Below are 17,147 nucleotides of genomic sequence, written 5' to 3'. Positions count from 1 at the left end.
GGTAAGGTCGCAAGCGGTGGGCACAAAGGGGCAAGCATGAAAATCGTCTGGAAAGCGTTGTTGTGGTCCATCCCAGTCGTGATTTCCATATTCGCATTAGTCGTGGCAACCAGTTACCCTACCGCTCAAGCCAACACTGAGAGCTGGTCGCCCTTCTTTGCCGCCATCCCCGTCGGCCTTGGTAACTTCCTCAGCAAGCGGCTCGTGCTATTCCTTCTAACCGCCGTGGTGTTTGGGTTCCTGAGCTATCGCATTACCCGATGGACATTCGAACGTCGCATTGCTGCTGCGTATCAACGGGGACTCGACGAAGCCAAGCCCAGCGAAAGCATACTGGGTTCCGTCATCGAAAATGCGCAGCCCTCGGAGCGTAAGAGCCTCAACCCTCCCTCCATTGATCAGTTGGCCTATGCCATTCGTCAGACCGTTGATGCGTTAGTAGAGCCCGGCATACTGGATAATGATACCGTCTCGGCCAACATGATCCTGGTCAAAGCCGAGCATCCTGTTTGGCACATCCTTTCCAACTACAATGTGCGCAAAAGCTTTATCAGTGTAGTTGAAAAGGCGCACGAGGCACGTGAGCTGGCTGGAAACTCAGCCGTGCCACTTATAGGTGACTACAAGCCCGCTGTTCGGGAGCATCATGTGGCATCGCTGAAAAACTGCTCCAATAAACTTCTGGAACTGCTCTATAGCCCAGATAGCATTATGAAAATGCGCCGGGTCGTGTGATATCGATAAGCGGAGGGCAAGTCCCTCCGTCTGGTATCTGCCGCCAGCTTTTCCTTCTGACCAAACTCGGAGTGCGCTCAGTTGATCACCGATGTCTTCTACCGCCGCTATCCAAACCTCCAAGTTATTGGCATTGTGGATCAGCGAGTACGCGCTTTTGTCTTTCAAGCGTTCCGGCTGATCACGCATGATCTTTGGTTAAACGGGGAGGGTGCCATTCGTTATGAAGAGCGTAACAAAGCTCTACAGGCAGCGCATGATCGGCTCGCTCTCGAACTTGGCACCAACGAACTGGTCAAGCGTCACTTTGCCATCCGCAACGTACCTGGACGCACTGTTGGTTCCAAAGCGTGGGATACCGTCTACACCGAGTTTATGAATATCCATCCAAGTCAGCAGCAAGGCCCTAATAACTGGCTAGCGGAGCGTCTTTCTCTGGTTGAACAGGTGCTTGCGTCCTTTGCCGACTTCAAGCGGGACTATGACGAAAGCTACGAACGACGGCTACATGCCGCTGTACTCAGCGACAAAAAGGTTCAAGAAGAGCGGGCTATCTACATCGATATTCTGGAAGCACCCGTGTTGCGGGTCGATCGCGTCAAAGTAGACCACGTACTCCAGCAAACCGTTGATGAACTCAACGAGCGTTTTTCAATCAACCGCATTCCCTTGGAGTATCACAATGGATTGATCCAGGCGGTCCACAATCCACTTCTATCCCAGCAGGTCAGCAAGCCGTTCTGGGCGATCGTGTCTGATCCCATGTGGGGCAACGTGGACACGGATATGAAGAAGGCTCTGGACACAAGGGACGCGGGACTGCCGGATGCTCACTTTGCTGCGCTCAAAGCCTTGGAGAGTGTCGTCAAGATCATTTCGGACGCCAAGGGCCGATCCATTGGCACGGAGAATGGCGCAGCCGCCTATGTGAGCAATCTGGTGCGTCAGGTTGATGGTGTTCGCTTTATCGACGTTTGGGAGAGTGACATGCTGGTCAACCTGTTCAGCAAGGTCCGCAATCCCTTTGGTCACGGAGCGGGTAACAAGCCCATGCCGCTGCTGTCCGCGCAGCAAACCGATTGGGCCATAAACGAGGCGATGAACTGGATCGTCAGTCTCATCAAGCGCATGTAGGCTAGGAAATGGGTGGTCGGGCACTCGGTGGGTTCGCACGATAATTACGCATATGACAACCTATTCCTCGCCACCCGAGAACCTATCCAGCAATCACACCGTCCTGGACTTGCGCACATACTGGGCCGCTATCCGGGACGGCGAGCCCTTGCCCTTGTTCGCCCAGCCCAATGTATCAGGCCTGCCGGATCGTCGTGCCATCCGTTACCTCAAGGCCGACAAACAAGCTCACATCGTCAGCAGTCCCCTGAGCGCCAAATTCTACGAGCAAGCGCATCGTGTTGATCGCCTCATCGTGCGTGATGTTCGCCGTCGTGCCCTGGAATCCGCATAGGGTTTCGCAGGGCTCTTTTGCCCCTTTAGCGAACCGTTTACCCCTATGCGGCACAGCGTCTGTACCCAGAGGAGTACCGCGTGAGCATCGAACAAATCAGCACAACGGAATATCGCATCTCGGGTTTGCCTTGGAACATGCGGGAGAACCTGGATGACGAGGCGTACTATGAGGGCGAGGATGCCAATGGTGGACGCCAGAGCGAACGCGCTCGCGACCAGCACCGTGCTTGGCTGACCCAACAAGGCTGGGACGCCTACGTTGACGACAATGGTGCGCTTCAGTCCTGGTATCCTGGCATGGATTATCCTGATCCGGTGCGGCGCGTAACACGCGACAATCAAGCTGAGCTTGATCGAGAGTTTTTAAGGGTGCGGTTACAGCGCGCCGTACTGGAAACGGCGGAAGGCAAATGGCTGCTGGAGCAAGGCCTATTCGATCCGACACTCCTCGGCAGCTACGAGACAGATGGCTCGGTCGGGATTTCATTCAAAGACGAAGCTGATGCCGCGCGGTTTTCAATCCAATTTCGCGCGGGAGCGAATTAGTCCAGTGCCAGCTTGATACTCCCGCGATGGCGTCGGTCGGGTGTCTCGCCGTTGTGGATACAGCAGGGGGCATTGAAGCTGGTCCGCTCAATGCCTCTTCGGCGTCTAGGGGGGCGTGAGCCGCTAAGGCGTCGTAAACGGGGTTCGTCATGCCGGGGCTGTAACTCCCGATATGTCGAGGGATCGTTAACCCCGTGACGGTATGCCGGTGGAATGAACAATGCCCTGACCCGCATCGTGGATTTCGCCTACGATCCCACTGTTCGTTGGTGGGCAGCGCGAACCCTGTTGCCCCTCATTGCCCTCTGGCTGCTCATGATGCTGCTGGGGGTGCGGGTTTTGACGTCGACCGAATACACGCCGGGTAGCGAGGGTTATTCCTATGGCGCGTTCGGTACTAAGTATGTCCCTGCCACCTATGCTTCTACGACGTGCCGGTATTGGACGGGCGTTAAGATGTACGAGAAGGAATGGAAGTCCGAGGGCGCGTGTCCGTTGATCGTGCTGCGCGCCCAGGAACCAAACGAGTAATCAATTCAGCCGTAGATTCTTCGGTCTTGCGCTTGCGTGGCGCGGGCTTGGCTGATGGTTAGAATGACACGTAGTGTCATGTGTTATTTAAAGGATGCGTGGAAACTTTAGTCGCTAACGATATTCAAATTTCGTGTTGGACGTTGGGAGGCGGCGCAATCGCGTTCAGACTTCTCAACTCGGGGAGTATCACGTCCGACTGGCTATACAGGACGCGATCCAATCCCCAGTTATCAATGTCTAGGCGCACTGCCAGGTCCTTGAGGATACTTTCGGCGCGATCGAACAAGGGCTTGGAAAACGTCAACTCCCACAGGATGTCGAAAAGCCTGCTGTCCACGGCGAAGTGATCGCGAACGAGTGGGTGGTAGACGTCCATACCAAAATTCCGAGCATATTTGGGACCGATGCCGGGGTAGGCGCGCAGCATATTCATCCAAGCTTCTGTCGACGTGGCTTTCGCAAAACGATCACGAACCTTCGCAGGGCCGCCCTCCTTCCGAATGCTCTGAAACACTGCCTCAATACGCGGGAGGGTCTGCGATCGACGCAGCGGATTGGGAACGGCGTAGAACAGCTCTGCGCGGTCGCCGTCGTCAAGACCGCAGACCCGATCCCATCCAAACTCTTCCATTCGCGGCTCGATATTTTTTGTCCAATTAGCTGACCCGCCATAGGTAGCATAGGAACTGATGAAGCCGGTCCAGGGCCAATCCGGATGTTCCCCGAATATCACGGAGGCGTCCTTCATCGCCGTTAGCTCAAAGCGCATCCGCTCGACGTGGCCGCGCAATACCTCGATATGTTCGTCGGGTACCGGGCGTTCGTCCCCGGTCGTCCGCCCGTCCGCGTGAGATTTACGAAGTTTGGGAGGGCTGCGGGCCGCGAGTTCGTTCTGGCATTCGGCAAGCGTCCAGATGCCACCAGACTCCTTTCCGGCCGCCTGATAATTTTTGACTAGGTTTTGTATGTCGCGCTTATCAGCGTCGGCGATAGGTTTCGCGGGCAAGCTGCTGTCCTCCGTACCTCATGGTGCTGAGGTGAACGGATGGACCATGCCAATGGCTTCGTTGATATTGCGCTAAGGCTCTAGGTCAGCGGTTAGACCGGAATGTATTGTAAATTAGGCACCGGGGCTTCAATTCCTCAAGCGCCGCCTTGAACTCACTGTCGCTGTCCGTGGCATTGTGGAGCTTGCGTAGGTCATCCTCGTCCAGCACCAAGTCCCAGGTGAAGCCGATAGTGAACAGGACTTCCCGGTCGTCCAGCTTCCTTGTGTCCACCCGCAATCGGGTCACACGACTGAGGGTGGTTTGGACGTCAAAAGCGCGATGCGCAGCAATCACGCATCACCGGTCATCATTCGAGCGATCGCCGCCTCTTTGGATGCCAGGATGGATGCCCAGTCGGCGCGCTCCTGAATGCGGCGCATACCCGCTAGGCTGACACCCAGCTTCATCATGATAGTGCCGTGACGATGCCCCGCCGCGACCATAGTGGCGGTGCTGTGAAGTACCTCCGTGGTAATCTCTTGATATAGCGGCTTTGACATGCTGCTCTCCCTCGTTTGTTATTATCTCCTATTTATCGAGGGGAGTGATTGCGCCGGGTTAGGCGGCGTTAGCGGTCCACAGATCGATGCGCGCCAGGAAGTTATCGACAGCATCCTCGTCATCCAACTGGTCGAGCAACCGGCTGGCCATCTGCCCGAGCAGTTCAAGTTCTGCGTCCCGGCTGGGTAACGGGATGGCATGTTCAAGCGCACCGCCCGCAATAGCAAGTCGCGCTTGAGTAGATGGTGTAGTTGGGAACGGGATAATTTGCGCGGTCATGTAGTTGCCCCTGTGGTTCGTTGTGTAGTTCACAGCTAAAGCCGCAGGGTGGTCCAATCTACCTAAGACACTGGTGGTCTAACGGTTGGTCGCATTTCTTATCAAACTGGCAAATCAGTGGCTCGCTCTATTGGCAGTACGACAACATACGATTGGAACAGGGCGCAACTAAGCGCACTGCTAGATCGGAGTTAGATAACATGACTAAGTTCAACCCCTCGATGCTGGTTCCCGCACAACTCGCTCCGGAGTTCAGCAAGCAGGGCGCAGCCCGCAGCGTTCAGCAGGTCGCGCAGGACAACATCAACAAGATGAAGGAGCAGTTCAAAGCCGGGGACGCCGCAGAGGGCAAGGTCAACTTCAAGATCGTGGCCGACAAGATGGCGTTCACGATCCGCGTGTCCAACACGGCGCTCACGCTGGAGCGCACGAAAATCCAGGACACGGACGTTGAGGTCAAGGAAATGACCGTGCCCAAAGCCAACTTCATCGAGGCGCTGGATTATTACGCCGACCGGATCAAGGGCGGTGAATATGATGCGCAGCTTGTGACGCTGACGGAGAAGAAGGAGCAGCGCACTAGCAAGCTCAAGCTGACACGCGCTGCCAAAAAGGACGCCAAGCCCAGCTAAGGGTAACGCATCCCACTACACAGGCCCTCGCATTGCGGGGGCCTTTTTGTTGACTTGCCGGTAACTCCTCGTGCCTAAGTGCGCTGGCACATCTGTGGAGGGTACTATGAGCATCAAAAGCACGCTGTTTAGCTTGATCGATAATGTCGGGCTGGCCGAGGCGTTCAACATCAAGCCGCACGATCCGGCGAAGGCGCGATCGCCACTGCTCAAGGGCATCGCGAGTGCCAAGAAGCAGTTCGAGAACGGCCAAACCAAAGCACCAAACCGTTGGTGGAAGGTCAGCAATAATGTGGTGGCCCTGACGGTCAAGCTGGCTGGCGACACGTTCACTATCAACGGCGTACAGACCAACCACATGCCCGCCGAGCGTTTTCCTGAGTTCCTGGACAAGTTCAAGTCGGCTGTTGAGAGCGGCGAGTTCGACGAGGAGATTGCCTCGCACGGTAAGGGCGAGGCCAAAGTACATATCGCCTCGGCGAAAAAGGCCGCTACCAAGACAAGCGGGGACAAGTATCCCAAGCACCTGAACCCGGCGTATGAGGGCTTGGAGGCGCAGCAGAAGCGCAATCTTGGGCGTTGGTGGTCGATGGGTAGGAACCCCGATCAATCTCTTCGCAGCGAAGCTGGCGACAAGCCTGAAGCAACCTACAAACCCGCATGACATGATTGAAGCCCCGGCAATGTCCCGCCGGGGCTTCAACCACAAAAACAACTAAGGAGAGCAGCAAGCCAATGACCTCTTGCTACACTCCTATTTATTCAAATGCCCTATGCGCGAATGTGGCCATGCTCGCGGGCTTCGGTTGCGTACTGGCTGAGTGGCTTGCTGGCCGTGAAGTGAATGTCCTGCTCCACCTTGAGCCCAGCCGGTCCGGTTATCTCGTATATCTCGTCCAGGCTGATGTAGCCCAGTTCCGGCGTTCCAAAGCCCAAATCACCTAGCCCGAACGCCAGCCCGTCATCGGGGTCTAGTTCGGTGAGCAGCCAGGTCCCGGACGTCCAGGGCAGGAACAGCTTACATACTGGCGGGAAGTCGCGTTCGCCGCGCGTGCCCTTGAGGGGCTGTTGCTCGATGTGGTTGCTGATAAGTTGCTGTAGGGCTTCCGCCGACATCACGTTCACAAACGCAAATTGTTCTGCGTTGAGGGTAGGCGCTTGCTTGTCTTCCATGTGGCTTACTCCTTGTTGCCACATTCCTATCAATAGCCTTTGGCTCAGGAGGACAACACCAGATTGTTTGGAAAGCAAATAAGTTGGGGGTAGCCGTGGCGAAGCAAGTTGCGCCGTAACGCAACCTGCTCCTTTACCGTCACAGCCTCCACAATATCCGTGCGCCAATTGCGTCCGCAAGCGCCTGTACTTTTACTGCGTTGGCAACTTTGTTGTCGTATAGCGCATCAAGCGCTTTGCCTGCGCTGCTAATGCCTGTCGAGGCAAGCAAGCTGTCTGACAGTCCATCCTCCTCATCAACGCCCAGCTTGCGCGCTTCCTCCGCGTATGTGTCGCTTATGTCGTCTTCAAAACTGCTAACAACCGCTGCGCTGTCGCTAATTTTGCGCTCCAGGCCCTCCACCATCGTTGCCATTAAAGTATCATAGCTTTTGCCAAGTGATGACTTGGCAATTTCCAGCAAGGACGAGTAATCCTTCATGTTGTGCGCTCCTTTTTTGTCGCACTCTCTATCAATAGCCTTTGACCCTGGAGGACAACGCCAGACTTCAATACTACTCAAATCTTCTGATAGCAAAGGCGGCGCAAATCATAGCTCCAGTTTGCGACGAATCGTGTCTTCTTTTACTCGCTCTGATTCTACTCTGGAAGCAGATAACTGGGGAAGGAGACAATGCATGTTTAACAACCAGATCGACCTCGCTGCTTTCGCTAACTACGCACTCAACACGTTCGATTACTCGGCCGACTTTGAGGAGGACGAATTTGCTGTCACGTTTGAGGGTGCGCGCGTTTACGTCGAGCGCAAGCGCAGCGTGTTCAACATCCATGTCGGCGCAGTGGTTCACAAACTGCCCCGTTGCTAACCCGCAGACGCTCTCACAGGGCCATATGAGAGGAGCGGGGAGCCAACCCCGCTCTTCCTGTCTGCCCCTTACAGGGCTGCTGGGTGGATTGCGTAATCGGCATCAGGGAAGTCGGGATGCCAGTCAATTTCACCGTAAGGGCCGAGGTGGATCGTTCCCTGGCCCATCTCGTTTCCGATCAACTCACCTTCGTTGTCGAAGGAGAACAAGAGTGAGTTTCCTGCGAGAATGACATGCGTATTGCGCTCGGTATCGCACTCCATCGTCTTAATCAGACTACCCAGCGTTTGCTTCATCGCCACGCGGGTAGTGGTCCGCTCAGTCTCATCGTTGCTGTACAGGGCAGTGCGTTGCTTCTCGATGTGATTGAGGAAGTCAGGTGAAGGCGCGCTTGTGCGCAGGGTCGAGAGTTGCTGTTCGATCACCTGAATAGCTTTTTGGTCCTCGGCAACTTCGACCTCAAGCTGGAGCATAAGACGCTCCATCGTCGTACTGCCTGTGCGGGTAAAGCTGACTGCCGCATTGTCGGCTTGCTTTTGCTTGTCCGCGAGGAAACGGCGAGCATCCGCGATGCTGACTTCCATGCTTTCGATATCTGCCGATGGCGCGCTTTGTCGGTTAAGTGCGAGCCAGCCTACTGCGAACTGGACGACAGCCTGTTCCAATTTCTCATAGCGAACCCAATTGCGATTCGAGCAGCGGGGCAGGCCACGTTCCTCATCGAAAACGCGGTTCAGGGCGTTGTGGCATTTGAGATAGCTGATGTCCTGTCTGCTCTGATAAACGGCATCTGGATTCTTACCGTTTCGGCGGTTGCCGCCTTTCCTAACGACCACTTCCTGTTTCATTCTGCCCCCGCAAACGCCGCACTTTGCGATACCGCTGAACAGATTATTATGCGTGATTTGCCACGCGCCGCTTGTGCCCTTGCGACTTTCTCGCGCGGCAGCGGCCTTGGCGAACGTCACCGGGTCGATGGCTTGGGGGAAGTGATTGAGAACATCGACCCCTTTGCTGGTGGCTTCACCACTGCGTGGACGGTTCATAGGGTGATACTCGCCCATCACCGCTCGATTGAGTACGATTTTGGTCAGGTAGCCAACCGTCCAGCCGTTCTTGCTGGCGATATTACGATGCTTCCAGACAGGCTCACCTCGGCCATTGAGAATTTTCGCAATAGCCGGGGTTCCGAACCCGTCGATTGTAAGCTGGAATATCTCGCGCAAGACCGCAACGCGAGCCGCGTTGAGCGACATGCGGTAGATCGGGCGCTCCGACGTTTTGCTGATGCGCCTAGTATCGATCCAGGCCGGAACAGTAGCTGTGGAACTGATGTGCTGACCGGCGTTGGCTTGGGCATCGCTAACCCGTTTGTTCTGGGCAGCTTTTAAGCGCCTGCTCTTCTTCTCGCTTTCCTCGCGGCTCAATTCCGACTTTACGACGGCTTCGATGACACTGGCCATCGTGACGCGTTCGTAAGCGGGATAAACCCGATCACCATCGACGGTCGCGACGGTCACGCCCTGGCTCGTTAGCTGCTGGAGGAAAGGCAGGACAGCATCGTAGCCCTGGCGGCTGATACGATCTAAGTTCTCGACGACGAGGACATGGCCGTTCTTGTAACGGCCTGCCAGAGCCTCCTGCTCGAACGTGTGGAGGAGGCCGCCAGACGCGCGGTTTGCGCCGCTATAGGCGGACACACCCTCGTCTATAAGCTCTCGATCCGGACTGCCTTCCCAACCATGCCGCTCAAGCATATCGCGGCATAGAGTAAGCTGTCGGGCCTTGCTGTTGCCCTGCGCCTGATCCGCATTGGAGAAACGCGCGTAAATGGTTGCCGGTAACGTCATACACCCTCTGTGGGCTGGGAGGGGTTAAGAGGTTCCCAACTCCTATTACAGTATGACCGGCAGCCAGGTCCCGACGATCCGATCGTGCGTGGCCGCGCTGCTCGTGCTGGCGGCGCTGGCGATGGGCCGCGAGGCGATGACCCTGCGACTGGTCGCCGCGGGGGCAGCGTGCGTCATGCTGGTCCTGCCTGAATCAGCGGCGGGACCGAGCTTCCAGCTCTCGTTCGCGGCGATCACCGCCATCATGGCCTTGCACGAACATCCGGTGATCCGCGTGGTCCTAGGTCCGCATGACGAAGGACGCGGGCGCAAACTCGCGCGTGCGGTTGCGTCCCTGCTGCTGACGGGATTGCTAGTCGAAGTCGCGCTGATGCCGATCGCGGTGTATCATTTCCACAAGGCCGGGGTGTACGGCGCGTTTGCCAACATCGTCGCGATCCCGCTGACGACGTTCGTCGTGATGCCGCTGGAGGCGTTGGCGTTGCTGCTCGATGCAGTTGGCGTTGGTGCGCCGATCTGGTGGTTGGTGCAGCGCTCGCTCGATGCGCTACTGTGGTTAGCGCATATCGTTGCCAGCGCGCCCGGCGCGGTGCGGTCCTTGCCCGGGATGTCGACGGCCGCGTTTGCGCTGATGATCGTCGGCGGCATCTGGATCGCGCTGTGGCGGACGCGGTGGCGACGGCTCGGGCTGATTCCGCTGGCTGCCGGTGCGATCTGGGCGCTCATGACTCCGCCACCGGACGTTCTCGTCACGGGCGACGGGCGCCATGTCGCGGTTCGGACGGCGGCGGGGCTGGCAATGCTACGCGACCGGGCGGGGGACTATACGCGCGACATGTTAGCCGAGAATGGCGGGGTTGATGGCGAACCGCTCCTGCTCGCGGATCAGCCCGATGCGCGGTGCAGCCGCGATCTGTGCGTCACCGATATCGTTGCACGGCGACGGAGATGGAGGATCTTGGCGACACGCAGCGCCTACATGGTACCGATCGCAGCGTTCATCGCCGCGTGCCACACCGCCGACATCGTCGTCAGCGAACGCGGTCTGCCGAAACGCTGCGTGCCACGGTGGTTGAAACTGGATCGCCGCGTCCTTCGGCGGACGGGCGGTGTTGCGCTAACCTTGCGGACGGGGACGGTCGTGACGATCCTGAACGCCGGCGACCGCCACCCTTGGCGCGATCCACCTGTGCTTGCCCGCACCGTGCATTCGTTCGGATCGCGCCAAATCCGATCGCACGACGATCGGTGGGTGTCTCGCGCTCACCGCGCTCGCTTTTATCAGGATAACCACGCAAAGGCGCAGCGCTAAGTGGTACGGTCGGGGCGGTCATACCGAGACGTCGACGCCGATGTCTCGATCGCCCGTGACGTCAGGTCGACACAGATCGCTCGGCACCATCTTCGCAACTTTGCGCCTTCGCGCAAGCCGATTTCCGGTTGCCCCGCGGACCGGCTCTGCGTCGCGATGACGCAGGGCCGGTGCGAATAATTCAATCGTAGCGGCGCAGGATGCCGGAGAGCTTACCCTGCACGCGGACCTGCGCGGGCGCGTAGCGTTGCGGGTCGTACGCGCGGTTTGCGGGGTCGAGGCGAACCATGGCGCCCTCGCGCCGAAAATATTTGAGCGTGGCTTCGCTGTCCTCGATCAGCGCGACGACGATCTCGCCGTCCCGCGCGGTCTCGGTGCGGCGGATCAGCGCGTAGTCGCCGTCCAGGATGCCCGCTTCGACCATCGAATCACCCGAGACTTCGAGTGCGTAATGTTCGCCGGTGCCGAGCAGCGCGGCAGGGACGGCGAGCATCGTGCTACCCTCGAACGCCTCGATCGGAACGCCCGCGGCAATCCGGCCGTGAAGTGGGATCTCGACGACGTCGTTCGCGGGCTGCGGTACGGCGACGGGCGCGGACTTCACGGTCGATGCCTTTGACGGCGCCTTTTTTTCCGCGCGCTCGGGCATGCGCAGCACTTCGAGTGCGCGTGCGCGGTTCGGCAGGCGGCGGATGAAGTTGCGCTCCTCGAGCGCGCTGATCAGACGATGGACGCCCGACTTCGATTTCAGATCGAGTGCGTCCTTCATCTCCTCGAACGACGGCGAGACGCCGGTTTCGTTGAGGCGATCGTTGATGAAGCAGACGAGTTCGTGCTGCTTGCGCGTGAGCATGGCGGTTCTCCGTCCGGAACAGACTGGGAACTTCTATGGAACATCCTTAACGCCGTCAAGCGCTCGTATCACGCAATTACGAGGATTTCCGCCGATTCGCCCTGGCGTGCGGCCGGGGCGCTGCCGGGGCGGACGATCAGGCAGGTCGAGCGCGCGAGCATGAGCAGCATCGAGCTGTCCTGGATCGTCGAGGCATAGGCCTTGCCGTCGCGGAGTTCGGCGCGGAGATAGTCCGTGCGCGCGTTGTTTGCGGGAAGGTCCTCCCCGAGCAGTGCGTGCGTCGATTGGGGAAGCGGATCGCGCGCGCCGGCCATGTGCGCGACGACGGGCTTTACGAACAACGTGGCAGTGACGAACGCGGAGACCGGGTTGCCGGGCAGGCCCAGCACCATCATGTCACCGATGCGCCCGGCCATCATCGGCTTGCCGGGGCGCAGCGCGATCCGCCAGAAATCGATTGTCCCGCCGGCGGCTTCGATCGCCGGGCGGACAAGGTCGTGATCGCCGACCGACGCGCCGCCGGTGGTGACGAGCAGGTCGGCCTGAACGCTCGCGAAGGCGTCGCGCAGGACGTCGAGAGTGTCGGGGAGGATGCCGAGGTCGATGACGTCGACGGGCATGTCGGCAAGCATCGCGGCGAGCATGATGCCGTTCGATTCAGGGAGCGCGACGCCATCGGTGGTCGAGCCGGGGGGGACGAGTTCGTCGCCCGTGGCGGCGACGGCGACGCGGACGCGGCGATTGACGGTGAGGCTGCCATGCCCGCCGGTTGCGGTGACCGCGATGCGCGCGGGACTGAGGCGTTCGCCGGCGGCGATCAGCCGGGTGCCGGTCGAGAAGTCGAGGCCCTTGCGGCGCGTGTTGCGGCCCAGCGTCGGTGGGCCTTCGCCGGCGAGGATCAGCGTGGCGCCGTCTCGCTCGGCTTCTTCCTGGACCATGACGGTGTCGGCGCCCTCGGGCATGGCGGCGCCGGTGAAGATGCGGGTGGCCTCGCCTGTAGCGACGGTGCCGGCGAACGGGCGGCCGGCGGCGCTCTCGCCGATGACGGTCCAGGGGCCGGGCAGGTCGGCGAACCGGATCGCGTAGCCGTCCATTGCCGAGAGGTCGGCGGCGGGCTGGGTGCGGCGGGCGAGGATGTCCTCGGCGGCCCAGCGGCCGGCGGCGTCGCGCAAGGCGACGGTCTCATGGCCGACGCGGGGGGCCATGGCGAAGAGGCGGGTCTGGGCTTCGGCGACGGGGACTAGGGTCATGCGTAAGGCTCTGTTTTCGGGCGGTTCGGAAAAGTGAAGTTCAGGAAGTGCAGACGCTGGGAGGTGTTTGGCGGGTCGTCGTTTGGCGGGGTGTCGTATGGGAAGCGCGGGGGTGGGTCGGTATGTTCCGTGCTGTGCCATCGGTTTGGCGTGTAGGACAGGTGTTGTTGGGGTGAAGCGGCGGTGTTCCGGTCTATTCGAGGTCGGCACCTGCTTCCTTGTTCTCCCGCGAAGGCGGGAGCCCAGTCTGGGTCCCCGCCTTCGCGGGGAAACAGGGTTGGGCCGGTGTCGCTGGTTATCACTTGGGCTTTCCCAACTGGGCCCCGGCCTTCGCCGGGGTGGTGTTCGCGGGGGCGTCGGCCAGCGTGCGTTCATGCGGGGAGGGGCTTTTCTCGCCCGCAATGACGCACCAGATCAACAACATGACCGCGACGCAGCCACGGACGAGAGACAGGATCGGCGCGGCGATCGGGGCGGTCGTGTTGCCGGGGGTGCTTGGCTATGCGCTTCTCAACGGGCTGGTCGTGCCGATGCCGGCGGCGGTTGGGGAGGCGTTGAAGGTATTTGGGGTGGCGCCGCCACCGCCTCCGCTGCCCGTCGAGAAGGTCAAGCCGCGGCCTTCGCTTAGCCGTAAGCCGGAGGGGGCTGCATCGCCGCCCAATCTCAAGTCGAAAGCGACCGAGGTCGTGGCGCCGCCGCCGGTCGTCCCGATCGTGGTGCCGCCGCCGGTCGTGGTGGCGGAGAAGGCCGGGCTCGGCGCGCAGGCGACGGCTGGCGCGTCGGACGTGCGCGGGCCGGGGACCGGGAGTGGCGGGATCGGCAACGGCACCGGCAGCGGTGGGTTTGGCGATGGCGACGGTGGGGGTGGCGAGGAGACGCCGCCGCGGTGGCGCAAGGGGCGGCTGAAGGATTCGGACTACCCGCGCGAGGCGGCGGAAACGGGGATTCGCGGGCGGGTGTCGGTGCGGTATGTGGTCGGGACGGATGGGCGCGTGACGCGGTGCCGGGTTACCGGGTCTAGCGGGAGCCGGGAACTCGATGCGCTGACGTGTCGGCTGATCGAGCAACGGTTTCGGTACGACTCGTCGCTGGATGCGGCGGGGCGGCCGGTGGAGTCGACGATCGTCGAGGATCACGAATGGGCGATAAACGATTGATTGGAGCTGGCGGTGCGCGCGTGCCCACACCCTCGACGCCTTTGGCGTCTTTCCCTCTCCCCTTTGGGGAGAGGGGTTTGTCAGGCGGTCCAGTTGCCGGATTTGCCGCCGGATTTCGCGCGGACGCGGATGTCGGAGAGGACCATCGTCTTGTCGATCGCTTTGGCCATGTCGTAGATCGTCAGCAGCGTTACCGTCGCGGCGGTGAGCGCTTCCATCTCGACGCCGGTCTTGCCTTCGGTCGAGGCGGTGGCGGTGGCGGTGACGCCGGTCGCGTCGACGGCCAGGTCGATCTCGACCTTGGTGAGCGGTAGGGGATGGCAGAGCGGGATCAGGTCGCTGGTGCGCTTGGCCGCCATGATCCCGGCGACACGCGCGACGGCGAGGACGTCGCCTTTCTTCGCAGTGCCTTCGCCGATCGCGGCGGCAGCCTCGGCGGACATGGTGATCCGGCCGGAGGCGACCGCCTCGCGCGCGGTGACGGCCTTGCCGCCGACGTCGACCATCCTTGCCGCGCCGGCTTCGTCGATGTGCGTGAGGCCGCTCATCCGACGAGCGCGCGGGTGGCGGCTTCGACGTCGTCCTGGCGCATCAGCGCTTCGCCGATCAGGAAGCAGCGGATGTCGTGCTCGGCCATCGCGTCGAGTTCGGCGCGAGTCGTCAGGCCGCTTTCGGCGACGAACGTGCAGTCCTTGGGCGCGTGGCTGACGAGTTCGTAGGTTCGGTTGAAGTCGACGGTGAAGTCGTGCAGGTTTCGGTTATTCACGCCGATCAGCCGCGACTTGAGTTTCAGTGCGCGCTCCATTTCGTGCGCGTCATGGACCTCGACCAGCACGTCCATGCCGCAGTCGAGCGCGGACGCCTCGATCTCGGCCATCTGCACGTCGTCGAGCGCGGCGACGATGATCAGGATGCAGTCCGCGCCAATCGCGCGCGCCTCGGTTGACTGCCACGGGTCGACCATGAAGTCCTTGCGCAGGACAGGGATCGAAACGGCGTCTCGGGCCGCGGTCAGATACGCGTCGGCGCCCTGGAACCATTTTTCGTCGGTCAGCACGGACAGGCACGCGGCACCGCCGGCTTCATAGGCGCGGGCATGCGCGACCGGATCGAAGTCGGCGCGGATCAGGCCCTTCGAGGGGCTGGCCTTCTTGACCTCGGCGACCAGCGCGTAGCCGGGCTTGGCGTCAAGAGCCGCGCGGAAGCCGCGTGGTTTGGACATGCGGGCGATCCCGGCGTCGATGTCGGCGAGCGAGGTGGTGGCCTTGCGCGCGGCGACTTCGGCGCGCTTGGTCTCGAGGATACGGTCGAGCATGGTCATGTCAGTAGGCGATCCAGCGGGCGAGCAGCGCGTCGGCGCTGCCGGTGTCGAGGGCGGTGGCGGCTTTCGCGACGCCGCCCTCAAGGGTGGGGACGGTGCCGGCGACCATCAAGGCGGCGGCGGCGTTGAGCAGGACGGCGTCGCGGTATGCGCCGGTTTCGCCCTTGAGCAGGCGGCGGAGCGCGTCGGCGTTGTGATGCGCGTCGCCGCCACGGATGTCGGTGATGGCGTGGGCGGTGAGGCCGGCGTCTTCGGGGGTTACGCGCGCGGGGAGCGCGACGCCGCCGACCGAGGCGACGATGCTGGGGCCGGCGCCCGAGAGTTCGTCGAGGCCTTCTTCGCCCGAGACGACCAAGGCCGCCTGCGTGCCGAGCTGTTCGAGCGCGTCGGCGTAGAGCGCGACGTAATCGGGGCGGGCGATGCCGATCAGCTGGCGGGTGGTGCCCGCCGGGTTGGCGAGCGGGCCCATCAGGTTGAATATCGTGCGCTTGCCGATGCGCTGGCGGATCGGGGTGATGCGCTTCATCGCCGGGTGGTGGTTGGCGGCGAACAGGAAGGCGATGCCGATGTCGTTGAGGCTCGCCTCGGCAGTGGCGCCGGCGCGGTCCATGTCCAGGCCGAGCACTTCGAGCGTGTCGGCGGCGCCGGCCTTGCTCGAGGCGGCGCGGTTGCCGTGCTTGGCGACGGGGACGCCGCACGCCGCGACGACGAGCGCGACCGCGGTCGAGACGTTGAGCGTGTGATGGCCGTCACCGCCGGTGCCGCAGACGTCGACCGCGCCGGCGGGGGCGTCGATCGGGATCATCCGGTTGCGCAGGGCGCGGGCGGCTTCGGCGATCTCGATGCTGGTCTCGCCGCGGGCCGACAGATCGATCAGGAAGGTCGCGATGGCGTCTTCGCCCGCGCGTGCGTCGAGGATGTCGGCGAACGCTTCGCGGGCGGACTCGCGGGAGAGGGGGGATGACGGGTCGGGGAGGAGCGTGGTGGTGCTCACAGCTGCAACCCGTCGCGCGGCTTTACCGGGATGTCGGCCATCTTCAGGAAGTTCGCCAGCATCGCATGGCCGTGTTCGGTGGCGATGCTTTCGGGGTGGAACTGGACGCCGTGGATCGGCAGCGTGGCGTGGCGGAAGCCCATGACGGTGCCGTCCTGCGCGGTCGCGTTGACCACCAGCTTGTCCGGCACGTCGTTGACGATCAGCGAGTGGTAGCGCGTCGCTATGAACGGCGAAGGGAGTCCGGCGTAGAGCCCGGTATCATCGTGGAGGACGGGCGAGGTCTTGCCGTGCATCAGCCCACCGCGCTCGACCTTGCCGCCGAAATGCTGGCCGATCGCCTGATGGCCGAGGCAGACGCCGAGCAGCGGCTTGGCCGCGTCCGCGCAGGCGGCGACGAGATCGAGGCTGACCCCCGCCTCGGTCGGCGTGCAGGGGCCGGGGGAGATGAGGAACGCGTCCGCGCCCGACGACAAGGCTTGCCCGGCGGAGATCGCGTCGTTGCGGACGACTTCCACCTCGACGCCCAGCTCCATCAGATAATGGACGAGGTTCCAGGTGAAGCTGTCGTAATTGTCGACGACGAGGATCATGGCGCCGCCATAGCCGAAGCGCGGGGCCATGC

The 17,147-nt window shown here is 61.3% G+C and carries 22 protein-coding genes; 10 read left to right on the top strand and 12 right to left on the bottom strand.

The window, feature by feature from the left end:
* The first annotated feature begins 36 nt into the window (after nt 1-36).
* The 5 genes from ASF00_RS09250 to ASF00_RS09230 all read left to right on the top strand — a co-directional run bounded on the left by ASF00_RS09250 (nt 37) and on the right by ASF00_RS09230 (nt 3,282).
* Nucleotides 37-735 carry a hypothetical protein gene (locus ASF00_RS09250; protein WP_055877720.1) on the top strand — a complete coding sequence of 233 codons (699 nt, stop codon included), beginning with the start codon at nt 37-39 and terminating at the stop codon, nt 733-735.
* A gap of 81 nt (nt 736-816) precedes the next feature.
* Nucleotides 817-1,869, top strand: a complete 1,053-nt coding sequence (locus ASF00_RS09245) for an AbiJ-NTD4 domain-containing protein (RefSeq protein ID WP_055877717.1) — start codon at nt 817-819, stop codon at nt 1,867-1,869.
* Between the two features lie 52 nt (nt 1,870-1,921).
* A complete protein-coding gene (locus ASF00_RS18455; protein ID WP_156348275.1) occupies nt 1,922-2,203 on the top strand; it encodes a hypothetical protein in 282 nt (93 codons plus the stop codon).
* An 80-nt stretch (nt 2,204-2,283) separates the two neighbouring features.
* Nucleotides 2,284-2,751, top strand: coding sequence for a hypothetical protein (locus ASF00_RS09235; RefSeq protein ID WP_156348274.1), 468 nt, complete (start codon nt 2,284-2,286; stop codon nt 2,749-2,751).
* A gap of 213 nt (nt 2,752-2,964) precedes the next feature.
* Nucleotides 2,965-3,282: a hypothetical protein gene (locus tag ASF00_RS09230; RefSeq protein ID WP_055877711.1), complete on the top strand. Its 318-nt coding sequence runs from the start codon at nt 2,965-2,967 to the stop codon at nt 3,280-3,282.
* 124 nt (nt 3,283-3,406) lie between these two features.
* On the opposite strand, the gene ASF00_RS09225 is transcribed toward ASF00_RS09230, so the two are convergent.
* The 3 genes from ASF00_RS09225 to ASF00_RS18450 all read right to left on the bottom strand — a co-directional run bounded on the left by ASF00_RS09225 (nt 3,407) and on the right by ASF00_RS18450 (nt 5,114).
* Entirely contained in the window at nt 3,407-4,291 is an 885-nt protein-coding gene (locus ASF00_RS09225; protein WP_055877708.1) for a hypothetical protein, read from the bottom strand.
* A gap of 333 nt (nt 4,292-4,624) precedes the next feature.
* Nucleotides 4,625-4,834, bottom strand: a complete 210-nt coding sequence (locus ASF00_RS09215) for a hypothetical protein (protein WP_055877702.1) — start codon at nt 4,832-4,834, stop codon at nt 4,625-4,627.
* 58 nt (nt 4,835-4,892) lie between these two features.
* On the bottom strand, nt 4,893-5,114 hold the full coding sequence (locus ASF00_RS18450) for a hypothetical protein (RefSeq protein ID WP_156348273.1): 222 nt from the start codon (nt 5,112-5,114) through the stop codon (nt 4,893-4,895).
* 221 nt (nt 5,115-5,335) lie between these two features.
* On the opposite strand from ASF00_RS18450, the gene ASF00_RS09205 reads away from it, so the two are divergent.
* A complete protein-coding gene (locus ASF00_RS09205) occupies nt 5,336-5,746 on the top strand; it encodes a hypothetical protein (protein ID WP_156348272.1) in 411 nt (136 codons plus the stop codon).
* Nucleotides 5,747-5,852: 106 nt separating this feature from the next.
* On the top strand, nt 5,853-6,410 hold the full coding sequence (locus tag ASF00_RS09200) for a hypothetical protein (RefSeq protein ID WP_055877690.1): 558 nt from the start codon (nt 5,853-5,855) through the stop codon (nt 6,408-6,410).
* A gap of 107 nt (nt 6,411-6,517) precedes the next feature.
* Here ASF00_RS09200 and ASF00_RS09195 read toward each other — a convergent pair whose 3' ends face one another.
* Together ASF00_RS09195 and ASF00_RS09190 are read right to left on the bottom strand one after the other, a co-directional pair.
* A complete protein-coding gene (locus ASF00_RS09195) occupies nt 6,518-6,919 on the bottom strand; it encodes a DUF2958 domain-containing protein (protein ID WP_055877686.1) in 402 nt (133 codons plus the stop codon).
* A gap of 139 nt (nt 6,920-7,058) precedes the next feature.
* Nucleotides 7,059-7,400 (bottom strand): hypothetical protein, encoded by a 342-nt coding sequence (locus ASF00_RS09190; protein ID WP_055877684.1) that lies wholly within the window; start codon nt 7,398-7,400, stop codon nt 7,059-7,061.
* 196 nt (nt 7,401-7,596) lie between these two features.
* Between ASF00_RS09190 and ASF00_RS09185 the strand changes: the two genes are divergently transcribed.
* Nucleotides 7,597-7,785, top strand: coding sequence for a hypothetical protein (locus tag ASF00_RS09185; RefSeq protein ID WP_055877682.1), 189 nt, complete (start codon nt 7,597-7,599; stop codon nt 7,783-7,785).
* Nucleotides 7,786-7,853: 68 nt separating this feature from the next.
* Here ASF00_RS09185 and ASF00_RS09180 read toward each other — a convergent pair whose 3' ends face one another.
* The gene (locus ASF00_RS09180) at nt 7,854-9,635 is read right to left on the bottom strand and encodes a recombinase family protein (RefSeq protein ID WP_055877680.1); all 1,782 of its coding nucleotides are present in this window, start codon (nt 9,633-9,635) and stop codon (nt 7,854-7,856) included.
* 52 nt (nt 9,636-9,687) lie between these two features.
* Here ASF00_RS09180 and ASF00_RS09175 point away from each other — a divergent pair, with 52 nt between their 5' ends.
* Nucleotides 9,688-10,947, top strand: coding sequence for a ComEC/Rec2 family competence protein (locus ASF00_RS09175; protein WP_055877678.1), 1,260 nt, complete (start codon nt 9,688-9,690; stop codon nt 10,945-10,947).
* Nucleotides 10,948-11,128: 181 nt separating this feature from the next.
* Here ASF00_RS09175 and lexA read toward each other — a convergent pair whose 3' ends face one another.
* Nucleotides 11,129-11,800, bottom strand: coding sequence for a transcriptional repressor LexA (lexA, locus tag ASF00_RS09170; protein WP_055877674.1), 672 nt, complete (start codon nt 11,798-11,800; stop codon nt 11,129-11,131).
* Between the two features lie 68 nt (nt 11,801-11,868).
* Nucleotides 11,869-13,050: a molybdopterin molybdotransferase MoeA gene (locus tag ASF00_RS09165; RefSeq protein WP_055877670.1), complete on the bottom strand. Its 1,182-nt coding sequence runs from the start codon at nt 13,048-13,050 to the stop codon at nt 11,869-11,871.
* A 401-nt stretch (nt 13,051-13,451) separates the two neighbouring features.
* Here ASF00_RS09165 and ASF00_RS09160 point away from each other — a divergent pair, with 401 nt between their 5' ends.
* The gene (locus tag ASF00_RS09160) at nt 13,452-14,207 is read left to right on the top strand and encodes an energy transducer TonB (protein WP_235525709.1); all 756 of its coding nucleotides are present in this window, start codon (nt 13,452-13,454) and stop codon (nt 14,205-14,207) included.
* An 80-nt stretch (nt 14,208-14,287) separates the two neighbouring features.
* Here ASF00_RS09160 and moaC read toward each other — a convergent pair whose 3' ends face one another.
* From moaC to ASF00_RS09140, 4 genes are read right to left on the bottom strand one after another with little or no spacing between them, the layout of a single operon-like run.
* On the bottom strand, nt 14,288-14,755 hold the full coding sequence (gene moaC, locus ASF00_RS09155) for a cyclic pyranopterin monophosphate synthase MoaC (RefSeq protein ID WP_055877665.1): 468 nt from the start codon (nt 14,753-14,755) through the stop codon (nt 14,288-14,290).
* Nucleotides 14,752-15,528 (bottom strand): indole-3-glycerol phosphate synthase TrpC, encoded by a 777-nt coding sequence (gene trpC, locus ASF00_RS09150; RefSeq protein WP_055877662.1) that lies wholly within the window; start codon nt 15,526-15,528, stop codon nt 14,752-14,754. Before trpC ends, moaC begins: the two co-directional genes overlap by 4 nt.
* Nucleotide 15,529: 1 nt before the next feature.
* Nucleotides 15,530-16,522 (bottom strand): anthranilate phosphoribosyltransferase, encoded by a 993-nt coding sequence (gene trpD / locus ASF00_RS09145; protein WP_055877659.1) that lies wholly within the window; start codon nt 16,520-16,522, stop codon nt 15,530-15,532.
* Nucleotides 16,519-17,115: an anthranilate synthase component II gene (locus ASF00_RS09140; protein ID WP_055878740.1), complete on the bottom strand. Its 597-nt coding sequence runs from the start codon at nt 17,113-17,115 to the stop codon at nt 16,519-16,521. Before ASF00_RS09140 ends, trpD begins: the two co-directional genes overlap by 4 nt.
* Nucleotides 17,116-17,147: the final 32 nt, after the last annotated feature.

The organism is Sphingomonas sp. Leaf34 (assembly GCF_001421805.1).
GTDB lineage: Bacteria > Pseudomonadota > Alphaproteobacteria > Sphingomonadales > Sphingomonadaceae > Sphingomonas.
Note: the sequence above shows the minus strand (reverse complement) of the source record. Positions and strands in the feature narration are given on the sequence as shown.